Below are 15,302 nucleotides of genomic sequence, written 5' to 3'. Positions count from 1 at the left end.
GCCCCCGGACCCACGCTCCCTCAGCTACAGCTTCTCCACCGGCGCGTACCGCAGCAGCAGCCGCTTCGGCTTCTCGTCGCCGAAGTCGATCGTCGCCTCGGCGTTTCCGCCCGTCCCCTTCACACCGACGACCGTGCCGAGCCCGAACTGGTCGTGCGTGACCCGGTCCCCGACGGCCAGCGCGACCACCGGCTTCTCCGAGGTCCGGCGGGTGGCGAACCCGGATGCGCCCGAGGCCGCCGAGCGCGAGCGGGACGACGACAGCGAGGCCGCCACGCCGGACACCGGGCCGGAGGACACCGGTGCCATGGCGCCCGTGCGCTTCCAGTCGACGTGCTGCGGCGGGATCTCCTCCAGGAAGCGGGACGGCGGGTTGTACGAGGGCTGTCCCCACGCGCTGCGCATCGACGACCGTGTCAGATACAGCCGTTCCCGCGCGCGCGTGATGCCGACGTACGCCAGGCGCCGTTCCTCCTCCAGTTCCTTGGTCTGGCCGAGGGCGCGCATGTGCGGGAAGACGCCGTCCTCCATGCCGGTGAGGAACACGACCGGGAACTCGAGGCCCTTGGCGGTGTGCAGGGTCATCAGGGTGATGACTCCGGAGCCGTCCTCGTCCTCGTCGGGGATCTGGTCGGAGTCGGCGACCAGGGCCACCCGCTCCAGGAAGTCGGAGAGCGAGCCGGGCTCCTCGCCCTCGCCGGACTCCTGCTCGAACTCCAGGGCGACCGCGGCGAGTTCCTGGAGGTTCTCGATGCGGGTCTCGTCCTGCGGGTCGGTGGAGGCCTGCAACTCGGCGAGGTAGCCGGTGCGTTCGAGCACTGCTTCCAGGACGGTCGCCGGGCCCGCGCCGGACTCGACGATCGTACGGAGGTCCTCCATCAGCGTGTTGAACCGCTTCACGGCGTTGGTGGAGCGCGCGGCCATGCCGTACGCCTCGTCGACGCGCTTCAGCGCCTGCGGGAAGCTGATCTTCTCGCGCTGGGACAGGGCGTCGATCATCGCCTCGGCGCGGTCGCCGATGCCCCGCTTGGGGACGTTGAGGATGCGGCGCAGCGGCACCGAGTCCTCCGGGTTGGCGAGGACCCGCAGGTAGGCCAGGACGTCCCGGACCTCCTTGCGCTCGTAGAAGCGGACGCCGCCGACGACCTTGTAGGGCAGGCCGACGCGGATGAAGACCTCTTCGAAGACACGGGACTGCGCGTTGGTGCGGTAGAAGACAGCCACGTCTCCCGCCTTCGCGTCGCCCGCGTCCGTGAGGCGGTCTATCTCGTCGGCGACGAACTGCGCCTCGTCGTGCTCGGTGTCGGCGACATAGCCGGTGATGCGCGCGCCCGCGCCCGCGTTGGTCCACAGGTTCTTGGGGCGGCGGGACTCGTTGCGCTCGATGACGGCGTTGGCGGCGGACAGGATCGTCTGTGTGGAGCGGTAGTTCTGCTCCAGCAGGATGGTCGTCGCGTCCGGGTAGTCCTCCTCGAACTGGAGGATGTTGCGGATGGTGGCGCCACGGAAGGCGTAGATCGACTGGTCGGCGTCGCCCACCACGCACAGTTCTGCGGGCTGCAGGTCATGCTCGCCGGGCGGTACGTCGACGGGGTGCTCGGCGGTGCCGACGAGCTCGCGGACCAGGGCGTACTGGGCGTGGTTGGTGTCCTGGTACTCGTCGACCAGGACGTGCCTGAAGCGGCGGCGGTAGTGCTCGGCGACGTCGGGGAAGGCGCGGAGCAGGTTGACCGTCGTCATGATCAGGTCGTCGAAGTCGAGGGCGTTCGCCTCCCGCAGCCGCGACTGGTACATCGCGTAGGCCTGGGCGAGGGTCTTCTCGAAGCCGTCGGTGGCCTGGGCGGCGAAGTCCTCCTCGTCGATCAGCTCGTTCTTGAGGTTGCTGATCTTGGCGCTGAAGGACTTCGGGGGGTAGCGCTTGGGGTCGAGGTCCAGGTCGCGGCAGACCAGGGCCATCAGACGCTTGGAGTCGGCGGCGTCGTAGATCGAGAAGGAGGACGTGAAGCCGAGCTTCTTGCTTTCCCGCCGCAGGATCCGTACGCACGCGCTGTGGAACGTCATGACCCACATCGCGTGGGCGCGCGGGCCGACGAGCTGCTCGACGCGCTCCTTCATCTCGCCGGCGGCCTTGTTGGTGAAGGTGATCGCCAGGATCTGGCCCGGGTGCACGTTCCGCTCGCCCAGCAGGTGGGCGATGCGGTGCGTGAGCACGCGGGTCTTGCCGGAGCCGGCGCCGGCCACGATGAGCAGCGGGGTGCCGTGGTGCACGACGGCGGCACGCTGGTTCTCGTTCAGCCCCTCCAGCAGCGCTGCCGGGTCCACCGCCGGGCGCGGCGCGCCGTCGCGGTAGTAGGTGTCCCGGTCCGGCGGCACGTCGAACTTCCCGCCGAACAGATCGTCCGGCACGGGCTCCGGTACGTGATCGTCCTCGGGCGGCGGCGGGGGTTCCTCCTCGTGCCCACGAGGGGCCTGGAGGTTCGCCAGGAAGCTGTCATCAAAGAGGCTGCTCATCGCTCTCCGAGTCTAGAACGCCCCACTGACACCCCACCGCCGCCCCGAGAACTCCGCCGGAAATACGAGTTCTCCCGCGAAAATACGGGGCTCCCAGAGCGGGGTCTTCAGAACCCGAGGATCTGCCAGACCTGCCCGCCCGGTGTCTTCCTCGCCTCCAGGAGTACGCCGTCACGGTCCGCAACCGAGCCATTACACGATCGAGTCAAATTCGAATGCCTGCGCCCTCTCCCGCGAGCAGCTACCGACCTCTCCGGCCGCCGCCGTGTCGGGGCCGCGGTCGGCTGGAACCCAGCCCCTCGAAGCGGGCAGATGGCATCACTCCGTCAAAAATACGCACAACTCGGTCCGGATCAGTCCGGATTGGCCACGCCGGGCGACGTCCTGCCCCGAGGTCACGAAAATGTATCGGGCATATCGAACATCAACCTTCACAGGCGCCACACGCGTTGGCTACCGTGCCGCACAGGCCGTACGACCCCCACCGGCGAACGTCGCCGGGTCGCGCGGCCTCCGCCGAATCCACAGCGTCGCCCTGCGACCGGAACCGGGGACCCACCGACCTTGGGGTGAATCGGCCGACTCCCGTACGGGGAGAGGCCGTAGGGCATTCCTTCCGAACCACCCGCCCGAACCCGACAGCTAACCCGGTAGGCGGAGCATCGGAAGGAGTCGCCTCCCTTGGCGTCGCACCGCAAGCCGCCTCCCGCAGGTACGCGCGCAGGCATCCGGACCCCCGCCCTGGCCACGGCGGCCCTCACCTCCGTCGCCCTGCTGTCCCAGACGGCCACCGCAGCCCCGGCCGACGACCGGCCGAGCCTCGAAGAGGTCGAGAAGAAGGTCGACGACCTGTACCGCCAGGCGGAGTCGGCGACCGACAACTACAACGCGGCCAAGGAGAAGACCACGACGCAGCGGGGCCGCGTCGACGCCCTCCTGAACGACGTAGCCCAGCGCACCCAGAAGCTCAACGAGGCGAGGGAGGAACTGGGTTCCTTCGCCGCCGCCCAGTACCGCACCGGCGCCTCCGCCCCCGACACGGCGACGTTCCTGCTCGCGGACTCTCCGCAGGACTACTTCGACCAGACCCAGCTGATGAGCCGGCTGACCAGCCGCCAGAAGGGCGCGGTCGACGACTACGTCACCGAGCAGTCGGCGACGATGAAGAAGCGCCAGGAGGCCACGGAGAGCCTTCGGACGCTCACCCGGTCGCAGGACGACCTGAAGACGGCGAAGGCGACCGTCCAGAAGAAGCTCGCCGACGCGCGGAATCTCCTCTCGCAGCTGACCGCCCAGGAGAAGGCGCGGCTCGCGGCGATCGAGGAGAAGAAACAGCAGGAGGCCGCGCGCAAGGCGGCGGAGCTGGCGCGGCAGCAGGCGGCGGAGCAGAAGGCGCAGGAGGCGGCGGCTGAGCAGCAGCAGAACAGCTCCTCAGGCTCGGGGACCGGCACAGGCACCGGCACCGGCACGGCCACGCCCGACCCTTCCTACGCCACCAAGGCCGAGAAGGCGCTCGCCTTCGCCCGTGCGCAGATCGGCAAGCCGTACGTCTGGGGCGCCACCGGCCCCGACTCCTACGACTGCTCCGGTCTCACCCAGGCCGCCTGGAAGGCCGCCGGTGTCGACATCCCGCGCGTCACCTACGACCAGGTCAACGCCGGCACCACGGTCTCCCTCTCCGCCGCCCAGCCCGGTGACCTGGTCTTCTTCTACGACGACATCAGCCACGTCGGCATGTACATCGGCAACGGCATGATGATCCACGCCCCGAAGCCGGGCGCGTACGTCCGCGAGGAGTCCATCTACTACGACGGCGAGTCAGCGATCCACAGCGTGGTACGACCTGCCTGACGAGGTGCAGGGCCGCTCTGAATCTGTCGAATTCTCAGCGATCTGTCGTCAACCTGTCGTCTGCGACAGATCACTGAGAATTACTCCGCGGAGTGCTGTCCGTTCTCACTGGTCCTTTCAGAGTCTCACCGTGTCGCGCGCAGATCTGGCGAAGTCTCAGGCGGCTGCCCAGCCGACAGCCTGGTTCACCTGGTCTGCACCATTTTCGTCCGATATGAGCGTCATCGGAGTTGGCGTTTCGCGGCGTGCACCGACACCGCCGGCGCGCTCACCGTGGACGCGGACGGCCAGGTGCTGGAGACCTTCCGCGCGGACGACGACGGTGGCGACGGGTTCATCGCGGACATCGAGATCCTGCGCGGGGACCTGTCCCAGGTGCTCTACGACGACACCCGCGACGGCGTCGAGTACGTCTTCGGCGACCGAATCGCCGAGCTCGCCCAGGACGCGGACGGGGTCGACGTGGTCTTCGCGGGCGGCAACCGGCGGCGCTTCGACTTGGTGGTCGGGGCAGACGGGCTGCACTCGGAGCTGCGAGCGATGGTCTTCGGGCCGCATGAGCGGTTCCTCCGCCCCCTCGGGCACGTGCTGGCCTTCTACAGTGTGCCCAACGAGTTCGGGCTGGACCGGTGGCTGCTGGAGTACCAGGATCAGGAGTCCGGGCGCTCCGCCCTCCTGCGGCCCTTCCAGGACGCCACCCGGGCGATGGCCATGTTCTACTTCACCTCGGCTGACTTCGACGTCGACTACCGTGACGTCGCGGCCCAGAAGGTCCTGCTGCGGGAGCGGATGGCGGGCCTGGGCTGGCTGGCCCCGGACATCCTCGCGCACTTGGACGACACTCCGGACTTCTACCTCGACCAGGTCGCCCAGGTGGTGATGGACCGCTGGTCGAGTGGACGGGTGGGGTTGCTCGGGGACGCGGCGTTCAGCTCGTCGCCGATGTCCGGGCAGGGCACCGGGCTGGCCCTGGTCGGCGCCTACCTGCCGGCCGGAGAACTGGCCGCCGCCGAGTGGGACCCCGACGCCGGGTTCGCCCGCTACGAGGCGCGGATGCGCTCGTTCGTCGAGGCCAACCAGGAGATCGGCCGGTTGAACGCCCGCAGCCGCGACGTCCCCGGGCCAGACGCCGAGCCGAGCCCCGATTTCGCCAGCGAATGGTTCACCGAGCTGGTTGGGCGCGCGATCAACGGCGTCGAGCTGCCTGACTACGCGGGGGTTCCGGACTCCGGAGCCCCGGTCGGATCGCCGATCACCTCGTCGGCCAAGCCGTAGGTGTCACATAACGTGTCGAGAGGGACCACGCTTCGGTAGGACACCGCCGGACGACCTCTGCTCATGTCGCATGGTGCGCGTTGGAGCCCCCGTTCGGCGGCCACGCCACATTCCGATGAGGCATGGCAGTGCCCTCCTGCATTCCCTCGCCCCCGCTCACGTCCAGGCGCTGATGCACTCCGCACTTGGCCCCGACCAGATCACGCCCATGCCGGACTCCCCTCATCAGGCCCCTTGGAATCGATCTTCTAGGCTGGCGCGGTGACTGATGAGCAGGAGTGGGTGCAGCCGTCGGGAGTGTGGGCCACGGCGGTGGGGGTGGCCAGGGTGCGGGCGCTGGAGACCGAGCGGGAGGATGCGCTGTTCCGCGACCCACTGGCACGGGCCTTCGCCACCGCCGGCGGCCTGTGGCCCTCCTCGCCGTCGCTGCCCGATGACGAGGCCGCGCGACGCCGCCGGCTGGCCGTGTCGTTCTCCATCGTCATCAGGACGAAGTTCCTCGACGACCTGTTGCAGCAGGCCTCCGCGTCCGGGGTCCGGCAGGTCGTGCTGCTCGGCGCCGGCATGGACAGCCGGGCCTTCCGGATGGACTGGCCCGAGGGCACCCGGCTGTTCGAGGTCGACACCGCCGCGCCACTGGACTTCAAGGCTTCGGTGCTGCGCCAGGAGCGGGTCGCCGCACGCTGCGAGCGGATCACCGTCGCGGTGGATCTGCGTGAGGACTGGCCGGCCGCGCTGGCCGCCGCAGGGCACGACCCGACCGTGCCGACCGCGTGGATCGCCGAAGGACTACTGATCTATCTGCCCGAAGACGCGGTGGAGTTGCTGCTGGCCCGGATCAGCACGCAGTCGGCGGCAGGCAGTCGGATGGGGCTGACATTGGGCTCGCGCGGCGTGATCGAGCGCTTCGGCGCGGACGCCGTGCCGGGATCGGCGGCGTCCATGTGGGTCTCGGAGATGCCCGACGACCCGGTGGGCTGGCTGGCCGGGCACGGCTGGAAGGCCGACAGCCACACCCTGCGCGAGCGCGCTGCCGCCTACGGCCGCCCGATCAGCACCCCACCGCAGCGCGAGGAGCGGCCCGGCGGACTGATCTCGGCGGTCCGCCGGTAGAGCCCCTCCTGGTTCCCTCCTGGTTCCCTGACGGCTGTCTGGGCCTCACCCCCCGAACCCGCACGAGGTCAGGTCCACAGCACCGCGATGAAGATGTTCGCCGTGGTCAGCGCGCCCACCAGACCGAACATGCCCTTGTCCACCGTCTCGTCGTCCCGTTTCACATAGACGAGCCCGAGGATCACGATCAGCAGCGCCAGCTTCACGCCGATCTTGATGTTGTTGACGTGCTGGTCGTCGGCCTGGTTGAGGCCCACCAGGACCGCCCCGGTGACCAACATCGTCAGGGCCCCGTGCAGCATCGCGGGAACGAAGCGGGCGGCGCCCTGGCCCATCGCCTTCATCTGGGTGAGGAAACCGCCGAGCAGCGAGGCGATGCCGATGATGTGCAGGCCGACGAAGAGATGGATGAGTACGTCCATGAGGCCGGAGCCTAACCAGGGGCGAACGGGCACCTGACACCGGGCGGCGCTCCTTACCCGGACCCGGACTTGCCCGTCTTGCATATATGCGGCCCTTAGCACCCCGTCGCTCGCACGCTCCCCCGAATCCCCACTTCGGTCATCGCCCTGCGTGAAGTCGACGGCGCCGACACCGGATCACGGTCACTTACGGTCACCCGGCGATCCACTCCCGGCACTTCCGCACAACCCGTTACCGCGCCGTCACCGTCAGGTTTAGCGTCCTCCCTCAGGTGACCGGCTCCCCATCGCCGCCCGGGCCAGGGGCGGCCGTCGGCCACCACCGCCGAGAAGGTCCGGCGGCGCCCCGCTTCCCCTGTGCGGGCCGTCGCCGGACGCGTCATCCGCCCCCACGGCGGCCGTACGTCCGCTTCGCTTGGCGTTCGAACGGACATCTCGGCCGTGCGGTCGTACGAAAGGACGTGCACCCCAGTTGGCAGCGCACCGCAAGCCCCGGCACCGTTCGGTCGGCAGCACCTCGGTCCGTACAGCGGCGACGATCGCCCTCGCGGGCGCGGCGACGGCGACGGGCTTCGACGGGACCGGACACGCCGAGCCGCAACTGACGCCGGCCCAGGTCAAGGCGAAGGCGGACAAGCTGTACCAGGAGGCGGAGGTCGCGACCGAGAAGTACAACGGCGCCAAGGAGAAGGCGAAGGCCGCCGAACAACGCCTGTCGACGCTGCGGGACGAGGCCGCGCGCCGGACGGAGAAGCTCAACTCGGCGCGGAATGCGCTGGGTTCGATGGCCAGGGCGCAGTACCGCGACGGCGGCCTGGATCCAGCCCTGCGACTCGCGATGTCCGACGATCCCGACCAGTACCTGGACGGCGCCGAGTTCGTCGAGCGCGCCGGGAGCCGCCAGGCATCATCCGTCGCGAGCGTCCGCGGACAGCTGCGGGAGATCGAGCGGTTGCGCGGGGCCGCGCGCGTCGAGCTGACCTCGCTCACGTCCCGCCAGACGGAGCTGAAGCGGGCCAGGACGACGATCACCGGCAAACTGGACGCAGCCCGACGGCTGCTGTCCCAGCTGTCCGCCGAGGAACGCGCCCGCTTCACAGAGACCGCCGCCGGCACCGGCGCCCGCGCCTCACGAGCGGGCGCCGGTGCGCGGGAGGTCATGGCGGCACCCGGATCCGCCACCGCCCAGGCGCCCGACTCCCGTGCCGCGGCCGCCGTCGCCTACGCCTACGCCAAACTCGGCAGCCCCTACGTCTGGGGCGCCACCGGCCCGGACGCCTTCGACTGCTCGGGCCTCATCCAGGCCGCGTACCGCTCCGCCGGCATCTCCCTGCCCCGCACGACCTACGCCCAGATCGGCGCCGGCCGACGCGTCTCCCGCTCCGAACTGCTCCCGGGCGACCTGGTGTTCTTCTACTCCGGCATCAGTCACGTCGGCCTCTACATCGGCAACGGCCAGATGATCCACGCCCCGAACCCGTCGGCACCGGTGCGGCTGGCGCCGGTCGGCGAGATGCCGTTCGCGGGGGCTACCCGGGTGGCGTGAGGCGGTCTCACTCACCCGCCACGGTTGTTACGGGCAACATGGGGACTCCGAGCCCGCGGTACTCCTTGGGTTCCGTCGTGACTACGACCTCAAGGTCATCCCCGGCCGCGCGACTCTCCAGCAGGGCTGCCTCCATCGGGTGCTGTTCGCGGCGTACTTGGTGCCGGTAATCAACCCTCCGCGAGTCCGCGTCCCTCAGGGTCCGGTGTCGTCCACAGGTCTGACACGGCTTCGCGCGGTCCGACCGAAGTCGCCCATCGAACGGGAACTGCGGCTGACTTCACGGCCTGCTTACGCCGGGACGATGAAACGGTCCCAGAAGGCAGTACCCCTGCGGACAAGCGAGCGTCGTAAGTGTCGCCGGATCCAGTACGGCGGTGTCCGGCCTCGGTGCCGCGGGTCAACCGACAGCGAGAGGAAGTACCGAAGATGGCCAAGCTGCAGAGCCTGGGGTACGACATCGACGTATGACACGGCAGCTGCCGGGTCGCCAAGGCCGCCGAGCACCCCACCACGCGTAGCCCGTCCCCGAAGAGGAGTCACTATGACCGTGGAACTGAATCACACCATCGTCCCCGCCCGTAACCCACAAGTCTCGGCGCAGTTCCTGGCCGAAATCCTCGGCCTGAGAGTAGATCCGCCGGTGGCGCACTTCACGCCGGTCACTCTGGCCAACAAGGTCAGCCTGGACTACGACCAGCTGGACGACTTCGAGCCACACCACTACGCGTTCATGGTCAGCGAGCAGGAGTTCGACGCGGCCCTCGCCCGCATCCAGCACGGCGGAATCACCCACTACGGCGATCCCACATGCCAAGAAATCGGGCAGATCTATCACAGTAAGCGCACCATAGGCCGCAAGGGCACCTACTTCCGCGACCCCGACGGACATCTCATGGAAATCCTCACCCCGGGCGGCGCCGGGCCGTGAGGCCGATGGCGGCCCAGCACCCGCGCGATCAGAGACGCCCCGAGTAAGGCGGTCCTGGCGTCCTGCCGGGCGGTAGGCGACCTGCCGCCCGCCAAGGCCCACGCTCCCTTGAATACCCGGCAACAAGACCTTCTCAATCAAGCTCCAGCCCAAGGTCGTCTTCAGGCGCGTTGGGGTGTACGCATGGCGGCACGCACCTGTGCGGCCCTGGCCCGGACCGCCCCGGTCGGCATCCCGGTCGGCTCTCGGTGGGGGCTCGACTCCCGGCCGTCACATGCACGGCAGAGGCCGCCGGGCAGCGCCTCCGGCCGGCCGGGTACGCCGCAGTCGGTGCACTCCATCAGCCCGGTGCGGACGGCCTGCTGACCGTAGAGCGGCTGGGCCTTGGCGATGGTCTTGGCGTCCATGGCCGCGTTCTCGCAGAGCTGGTCGAGGAGGCTCGCGAGGTACGCCTCTCGGGCCGGGAGATGGTCGAAGTCGCCTCGGCGCGGGGGCTTCTGGTCCGGGGCGGAGCGCTTGCCGTAACCGGGCTTGGCCATGGGATGCGCTGCGGGTGCGGGCAGGGCAGCGCTAGAGTTTTTGTAAGCCACTAGATCGCTCTCTTCGATCTTGGGGTGAGACCCCGGCGGGTGTTGGTAGCACCCGACCGGGGTCGTTTGTTGTCGCGAACGCTAGAGGGTCGCGACGGTGTGTCGCAAGCCGATCACGAAAAGTCACGCGCGCTGGTACGCACGGCAGTTGAGGCACAGGGAGGGCGGGAGGGTGGGTGGAGTCTTTCCGCCCGTTCCTTGCAAAAGGGGCTCGGGTCTCGGCCCTCGAAGCCCGAAGCTCAGGCCTCGCGGGAGGCGTACGCGACGAAGGCGGCCCAGGCATCCGGGGGGACATCGAAGCGGGGGCTCCGAGCTCCGAGCTTCGAGTCACGGACGTGGATGGCGTGGGGGCAGGCGGCGACTTCGAGGCACTCGCCGCCTTGGGAGTCGCTGTAGCTAGATTTGAACCATGCCAGCGGTCCGCTCATAGCTCCTCTGCCACCTTCCTCATGAACGCTGCCGACTCCTCAACTCCGAGCGCCTGCATGCGGATCATGCCATGCGCCTGCGCTAGGGAGGAGACCTTGTCACCGTCGGCGTGCAGCACACTGGTCTCGGGCCCCTCGACGTATGCGAAGCGCTCGTGTTCAGCAGTCTCCAGCAATACGAACGGGCCATTGAGCGCGATGCCGTTGCACTTCCCGAACGGCAGCACCTGGATGGACACGTTACGCAGCGCGCCGACCTCGGGTAGACACAACAACTGCCGCCGCATAACCTCCCGCCCGCCCACCTCGGTGCGCAACGCTGCCTCGTGGATCACGAAGCCGTACACCGTCTTCGTACGGCGCGTCAGCGCCTCCTGCCTCGCCAGCCGTGCTCGAACCCGTTCCTCCACCGTCTCGTCGTCCATTGGCGGGCAGCTTTCGCTGATCAGCGCTCGCGCGTACTCCCTCGTCTGCAGGAGGCCGGGAATCAACCCAAGCGCATAGTGATGCACAACGATCGCCTCGGCCTCGATCCCCATGTACTCCTGCGACCGCGCGGGAAACGGCTCCGGTTTCAGGAACTCATGCCCGGCCGCCAACTTCCCCCGCGCCCCGCACATTTGATCCGCGACCTGCAACAGCCGCAACGTCGGCCGTCGCCGCCCGCACTCCATCGACTTGACGTACTCGTAGTCGTACCCGGCCTCATCGGCCAGTGCCTGCCGCGCGACCCCCGCTTCCTCCCGCCACAACTTGATCTGCCCGCCGCAGTACCGCCAGTTCTGCTGAGCCTGCTGAGACACCCCGGACGTCACCGCGCGAACCCGCCTCCCGCCGTCACACCGTGTACAGCCACGCTGTGTACCCGTACCGCTACTCCCGAGGCTAGCCGTCAACCACCAGCCTGATCACGGCAAATGACGGAGAACCACACGCAAGGAACGAAGTGCGCATGCCCGAGGAAGTCGAGTGGCGGCTGCCCCGTCACGCCCGCAGTGTGAGCCGGGCCCGGGCCCTCCTCCGGGAGCAGGCCACCTCCTGGAAGCTCCCCGACGAGGTGACGGAGACGGCCGTACTCCTGCTCAGCGAACTGATGACGAACGCGTACCGCCATGCGCGGGTCTCTCCCGGACACGAGATCTGGACCCGCTGCACCCTGGAGGCCGAACGCCTCCGCGTCTCGGTCGCGGACGCGAACGGCACACCGCCGACGCCCCGGCCGGCGCTGCCGAACGACGAGTCCGGCCGAGGCTTGGCGCTCGTGGCGGCGCTGTCGGACCGCTGGGGTGCGAGACCTCGGTCCGGCGGCATCGGCAAGACCGTCTGGTTCGAGCTGGTCCGCTCACTGGGTGAGGACTCCGGTCAACACCCCTCTGATCAGCCGTAGCTTGGCGAGTTGTCGGTGCCGTACCAGTTGCTGCGCATGAAGCAGCTCTGCCCGCTCCTCAAGTGCCCGCTGCTCCGTTCTGCCGGGCAACTCCATCTCCACATCGAGCAGGCGACCCACGTTGAGAACCGTCATACCGGCTGTCGACGTCCGCGCCACGGTGACAAGCCGGTCCTGGACCTGGGGCAGTCGCAGCCATGCCGCCAGATAGTGAGGGGACAACACATTCGGGCGCGGTCTGAGACAGATGACTTGCGTGCCGACGACTGCCCGTGCCAGTTGCCCCTGCCACAGCGCAATCCTGAAGCCTTCGTCCGTCTGTACGGCGGACAGCAGTACGTCCCCGGTTTCCAGCAGGGCGCCGATGTCGGCATGGCGGAGCCGGGACGGATCGACGTCGAGACCTGTCGTCGTCAGGTTGCCGGGGCCGATCACAGGAACACCGGTCGACGACTCATGGCGCGTCCAGGTCCCGGTCCGCGCCGACACGAGGACTTCGCTCAACGGCAGGCGTCGTACGCCGCCCTCCTCCACGGCGTCGGGTGCCAGCAGCGTAAGCGGTTCCATCAGCTCGTCGAACTCCAGCTTTGCGAGGGCAGCTTCGACTGTCTTCTCCGCGTCGATCAGTTCGCGGACGACGGCCGCGATCTCCTGCCGTCCGGCCGCCGTCCGTGCGCTCTCTGCCGTGACGTTCCAGACCCGCCTCTGGGACCAGGGGTTGTTCTGTGCCGCGCCCTGAGAGGTGTCGTACAGCTGCTGCTCGATCTCGCGGAAGGACAGCCGGTACTTCTCCTGCCAGCGACCGTATGTGTCGACGAGTTCGCGGCGCCTGCTGCCCGCAAGCTTCTGAATCCTGCCCGCCAGGCTGTCGCGCAGGATTCCGAGGACGAGATCACGCTCTCCCGCCCTTTCGGCCAGCGTGCCACGCGCGTGTGCCAGTCTCGGAAGGAAGTCGGCTTCCAGGGCGGTGAGCGCCTTCCTCGCGGCGATCCGCTGCCGCTTGAGCGCATGCAAGTCGTTCCGGGCGAGGGTCGCCTCGGCCGGTTCCGGCACGGACGCGCCGGACTCGCCGTCCTCCGCCACGGCCTGAACCTGCAGCGCGGCTTCGGCCTCTTTCAGCTCCGCGGTCAGTCCGGCAAGCGTTCCGTCCACCCGAGCCAGTTCCTCCAAGAAGTCCGGTACGAGGGCCGCGACCACCTTGTGGCCGTACGCCTGCCGCCGCTCCGCCGCCGTGTGAGCACGTGGCCTGCCCATCCACGGGTCCGCTTCGGGTGCGACCAGCTCCTTGACCGTTTCTACCCACCCGTCGACGACACCCGGGAACCCGGTGACCGACAACGCCTTCAGCTCGTTCTTCGCGTCGTGCCACCAGCCGGCCACGGCACCCGCAAGTGCATACCGGTCGAGAAGTCCCACCGACAGCAGGCGCTCGCGGAAGCTGCCGATCAGGTCCCCCCGCAGCCGGGCCAGCTGGGCCTTGCGCTCCTGTTCGGTGCGGTCGTCGCCGTCCGCAGGTTCAAGCGCCGCGATCTGTTCCGCCTCCGCCGCCCACCACGCATCGAAGGCATCCCACAGATTCTCCTCCCGGCCACTCGCCAACTCCGCGAGACGCGCCGCGTCCGGACGGCGCTCCGGCTCGGGGAAGTCGACGTAGGTCAGGTCGTCGACCCGTACGTCGAACAGGTCCGCCACCTTGATGTCGTAGGCGTCCAGCAGCGTCTTCTTCGCCTCGATCTCCGCCACCGGCACGCCGCCCACCAGGTGCGCCCGTACATCCTGCGGTTCCGGCGGCGGGGTGTTGTCGACGTAACGGCGGATGTTGAAGTTGAACTTGCTGTCTGCCAGTTCGTCTCGCGTGACCGCGCGCGCGAAGCCGGGCACGTCCTCGAAAACCTCGTCGTCCTGCCACGAGTGGAACGTCGAGACAATCTTCTCGATGTGCTCGGAGAGCAGGATGTTCTGCGCTCGCTCGGCGTGGAACTCACGGTCCGCGTTGATGAACAGGACCCTGCCACGGCGGTCGGGGCGGCGCCGGCTCGGCGGGCGCAGGACCAGTACGCAGGCGGGGATGCCGGTGCCGTAGAACAGGTTGGGCGCGAGGCCGATGACGGCCTCGATCAGGTCGTGCTCCATCAGCAGCTTCGCGCGGATCTTCTGTTCCTCGCCGCCCCGGAAGAGTACGCCGTGCGGCATGACCGTGAAGACCGCGCCCGACCGCTGCTTCACCATGTCCAGCATGTGCTGGAGGAACATCAGGTCCGCCTTGCCGCGCTCGGACGTCTCGCCGTGCGGCATCCGCGCCTTCAGGCGCGGGACCTCGTCCTTCTTGTAGTCCATGGAGAAGGGCGGGTTGCTGAGGGCGAGGTCGAAACCGCCCTCGGGGTGGTGGGGGTTGGTGAGGATGTCACCCGTGCGCAGGGAGAACTTCTTCGCCCTGTGGAACAGCATATTCATCGTGGCCATCACCCAGGAGCCGCTGTTGGCGTCCTGCCCGGCAAGGACCAGGTTGCGGGAGTCGCCGCCGTGCTCGTCCACGTACTCCATGGCGTGGATGAGCATGCCGCCCGAGCCCACGCAAGGGTCGTACACCCTCATGTCGCCGTGCGGGCGGGCCAGTTCCACCATCATGCGGACGACGGCACGGGGGGTGAAGAACTCCCCGCCCTTGCCGCCCGCCGAGTCCGCGAAGTCCTTGATCAGGTACTCGTACGCGGCACCGATCATGTCAGGGAACTCGAAGTCCTCGCCGCGCAGCCGGATGCCGCCGAAGTGGTCGATCAGGGCGGCCAGGCGCTTGTCGGCCAGTTCGGCTGCCGACTTACGGGCGCTGCCGCCGCCCCCGATGCGGTCGAAGTTGACGTGCGAGAAGAGGCCCCGCAGCTCGCTGTTGCCGGGTTGGCGTTCCAATGCGTCCAACGCGGGCTGGAGGTACTCTCTCGCTACGTTGTCGACCGCGCCCACCAGTCGGTCCCAGCGGGCGGCCTCGGGCACGAAGATCACACCGTGTGCGTCGTACCACTCGTACGACTCGGCCTCGTCCTCGGCCTCCTCCTGGGTATCGCCCTCCGCGAGGCGCTCCTTGATGATCGCCTCGCGTGCCGCCTCGAACTCGTCGTTGACCCGCTTGAGGAACAGCAGCACGAAGATGAAGTCGCGGTACTCGGCGGCGTCCATCGTGCCGCGCAGGATGTCGACCGCCGCGAAGAAATGGCGTTCCAACTGCGCGAGCGTGAGCTTGGCCACGTACG

General features: G+C 68.6%; 12 protein-coding genes and 1 riboswitch. Of the genes, 6 read left to right on the top strand and 6 right to left on the bottom strand.

Translation table 11 applies throughout. The annotated features are described in order from the left end of the window. Nucleotides 1–24: 24 nt before the first annotated feature. A complete protein-coding gene (gene pcrA / locus ACIBK3_RS06995) occupies nt 25–2,511 on the bottom strand; it encodes a DNA helicase PcrA (RefSeq protein ID WP_399362669.1) in 2,487 nt (828 codons plus the stop codon). A gap of 504 nt (nt 2,512–3,015) precedes the next feature. Next, a riboswitch (cyclic di-AMP (ydaO/yuaA leader) is annotated at nt 3,016–3,185 on the top strand. A 7-nt stretch (nt 3,186–3,192) separates the two neighbouring features. On the opposite strand from pcrA, the gene ACIBK3_RS06990 reads away from it, so the two are divergent. The 3 genes from ACIBK3_RS06990 to ACIBK3_RS06980 all read left to right on the top strand — a co-directional run bounded on the left by ACIBK3_RS06990 (nt 3,193) and on the right by ACIBK3_RS06980 (nt 6,750). Beyond that, a complete protein-coding gene (locus tag ACIBK3_RS06990; protein WP_399362667.1) occupies nt 3,193–4,362 on the top strand; it encodes an NlpC/P60 family protein in 1,170 nt (389 codons plus the stop codon). Nucleotides 4,363–4,635: 273 nt separating this feature from the next. After that, nucleotides 4,636–5,637 carry an FAD-dependent monooxygenase gene (locus ACIBK3_RS06985; protein WP_399362665.1) on the top strand — a complete coding sequence of 334 codons (1,002 nt, stop codon included), beginning with the start codon at nt 4,636–4,638 and terminating at the stop codon, nt 5,635–5,637. 261 nt (nt 5,638–5,898) lie between these two features. Further along, on the top strand, nt 5,899–6,750 hold the full coding sequence (locus ACIBK3_RS06980) for a class I SAM-dependent methyltransferase (protein ID WP_399362663.1): 852 nt from the start codon (nt 5,899–5,901) through the stop codon (nt 6,748–6,750). A 68-nt stretch (nt 6,751–6,818) separates the two neighbouring features. Here the strand turns inward: ACIBK3_RS06980 and ACIBK3_RS06975 are convergent, their stop codons facing one another. Continuing rightward, entirely contained in the window at nt 6,819–7,172 is a 354-nt protein-coding gene (locus ACIBK3_RS06975) for a hypothetical protein (protein ID WP_399362661.1), read from the bottom strand. A 472-nt stretch (nt 7,173–7,644) separates the two neighbouring features. Between ACIBK3_RS06975 and ACIBK3_RS06970 the strand changes: the two genes are divergently transcribed. Continuing rightward, entirely contained in the window at nt 7,645–8,718 is a 1,074-nt protein-coding gene (locus ACIBK3_RS06970) for an NlpC/P60 family protein (protein WP_399362660.1), read from the top strand. Between the two features lie 544 nt (nt 8,719–9,262). Continuing rightward, complete coding sequence (locus ACIBK3_RS06965) at nt 9,263–9,649, top strand: VOC family protein (protein WP_399362658.1); 387 nt, start codon at nt 9,263–9,265, stop codon at nt 9,647–9,649. 161 nt (nt 9,650–9,810) lie between these two features. Here ACIBK3_RS06965 and ACIBK3_RS06960 read toward each other — a convergent pair whose 3' ends face one another. From ACIBK3_RS06960 to ACIBK3_RS06950, 3 genes are all read right to left on the bottom strand, one after another. Then, a complete protein-coding gene (locus ACIBK3_RS06960) occupies nt 9,811–10,188 on the bottom strand; it encodes a hypothetical protein (protein WP_399362656.1) in 378 nt (125 codons plus the stop codon). Between the two features lie 290 nt (nt 10,189–10,478). Next, nucleotides 10,479–10,667 (bottom strand): DUF397 domain-containing protein, encoded by a 189-nt coding sequence (locus ACIBK3_RS06955; protein ID WP_399362654.1) that lies wholly within the window; start codon nt 10,665–10,667, stop codon nt 10,479–10,481. After that, nucleotides 10,664–11,470 carry a helix-turn-helix domain-containing protein gene (locus ACIBK3_RS06950; protein WP_399362652.1) on the bottom strand — a complete coding sequence of 269 codons (807 nt, stop codon included), beginning with the start codon at nt 11,468–11,470 and terminating at the stop codon, nt 10,664–10,666. The genes ACIBK3_RS06955 and ACIBK3_RS06950 overlap by 4 nt, the downstream gene beginning before the upstream one ends. 149 nt (nt 11,471–11,619) lie before the next feature. Here ACIBK3_RS06950 and ACIBK3_RS06945 point away from each other — a divergent pair, with 149 nt between their 5' ends. Then, the gene (locus ACIBK3_RS06945; RefSeq protein ID WP_399362650.1) at nt 11,620–12,054 is read left to right on the top strand and encodes an ATP-binding protein; all 435 of its coding nucleotides are present in this window, start codon (nt 11,620–11,622) and stop codon (nt 12,052–12,054) included. Here the strand turns inward: ACIBK3_RS06945 and ACIBK3_RS06940 are convergent. Continuing rightward, entirely contained in the window at nt 12,010–15,297 is a 3,288-nt protein-coding gene (locus ACIBK3_RS06940) for an N-6 DNA methylase (RefSeq protein ID WP_399362648.1), read from the bottom strand. The two genes, ACIBK3_RS06945 and ACIBK3_RS06940, sit on opposite strands and share 45 nt — an antisense overlap. Nucleotides 15,298–15,302 lie beyond the last annotated feature (5 nt).

The sequence above is a fragment of the Streptomyces sp. NPDC050287 genome (assembly GCF_044459385.1).
Taxonomy (GTDB): Bacteria; Actinomycetota; Actinomycetes; order Streptomycetales; family Streptomycetaceae; genus Streptomyces.
This window is presented reverse-complemented; position numbering and strand designations above follow the sequence as displayed.

Excerpts from the sequence above, each read along its gene's own strand:
- ACIBK3_RS06965 (WP_399362658.1), top strand. The coding sequence starts at position 9,263 with ATGACCGTGGAACTGAATCACACCATCGTCCCCGCCCGTAACCCACAA.
- ACIBK3_RS06955 (WP_399362654.1), bottom strand. The coding sequence starts at position 10,667 with ATGAGCGGACCGCTGGCATGGTTCAAATCTAGCTACAGCGACTCCCAA.
- ACIBK3_RS06945 (WP_399362650.1), top strand. The coding sequence starts at position 11,620 with ATGCCCGAGGAAGTCGAGTGGCGGCTGCCCCGTCACGCCCGCAGTGTG.
- pcrA (WP_399362669.1), bottom strand. The coding sequence starts at position 2,511 with ATGAGCAGCCTCTTTGATGACAGCTTCCTGGCGAACCTCCAGGCCCCT.
- ACIBK3_RS06975 (WP_399362661.1), bottom strand. The coding sequence starts at position 7,172 with ATGGACGTACTCATCCATCTCTTCGTCGGCCTGCACATCATCGGCATC.
- ACIBK3_RS06960 (WP_399362656.1), bottom strand. The coding sequence starts at position 10,188 with ATGGCCAAGCCCGGTTACGGCAAGCGCTCCGCCCCGGACCAGAAGCCC.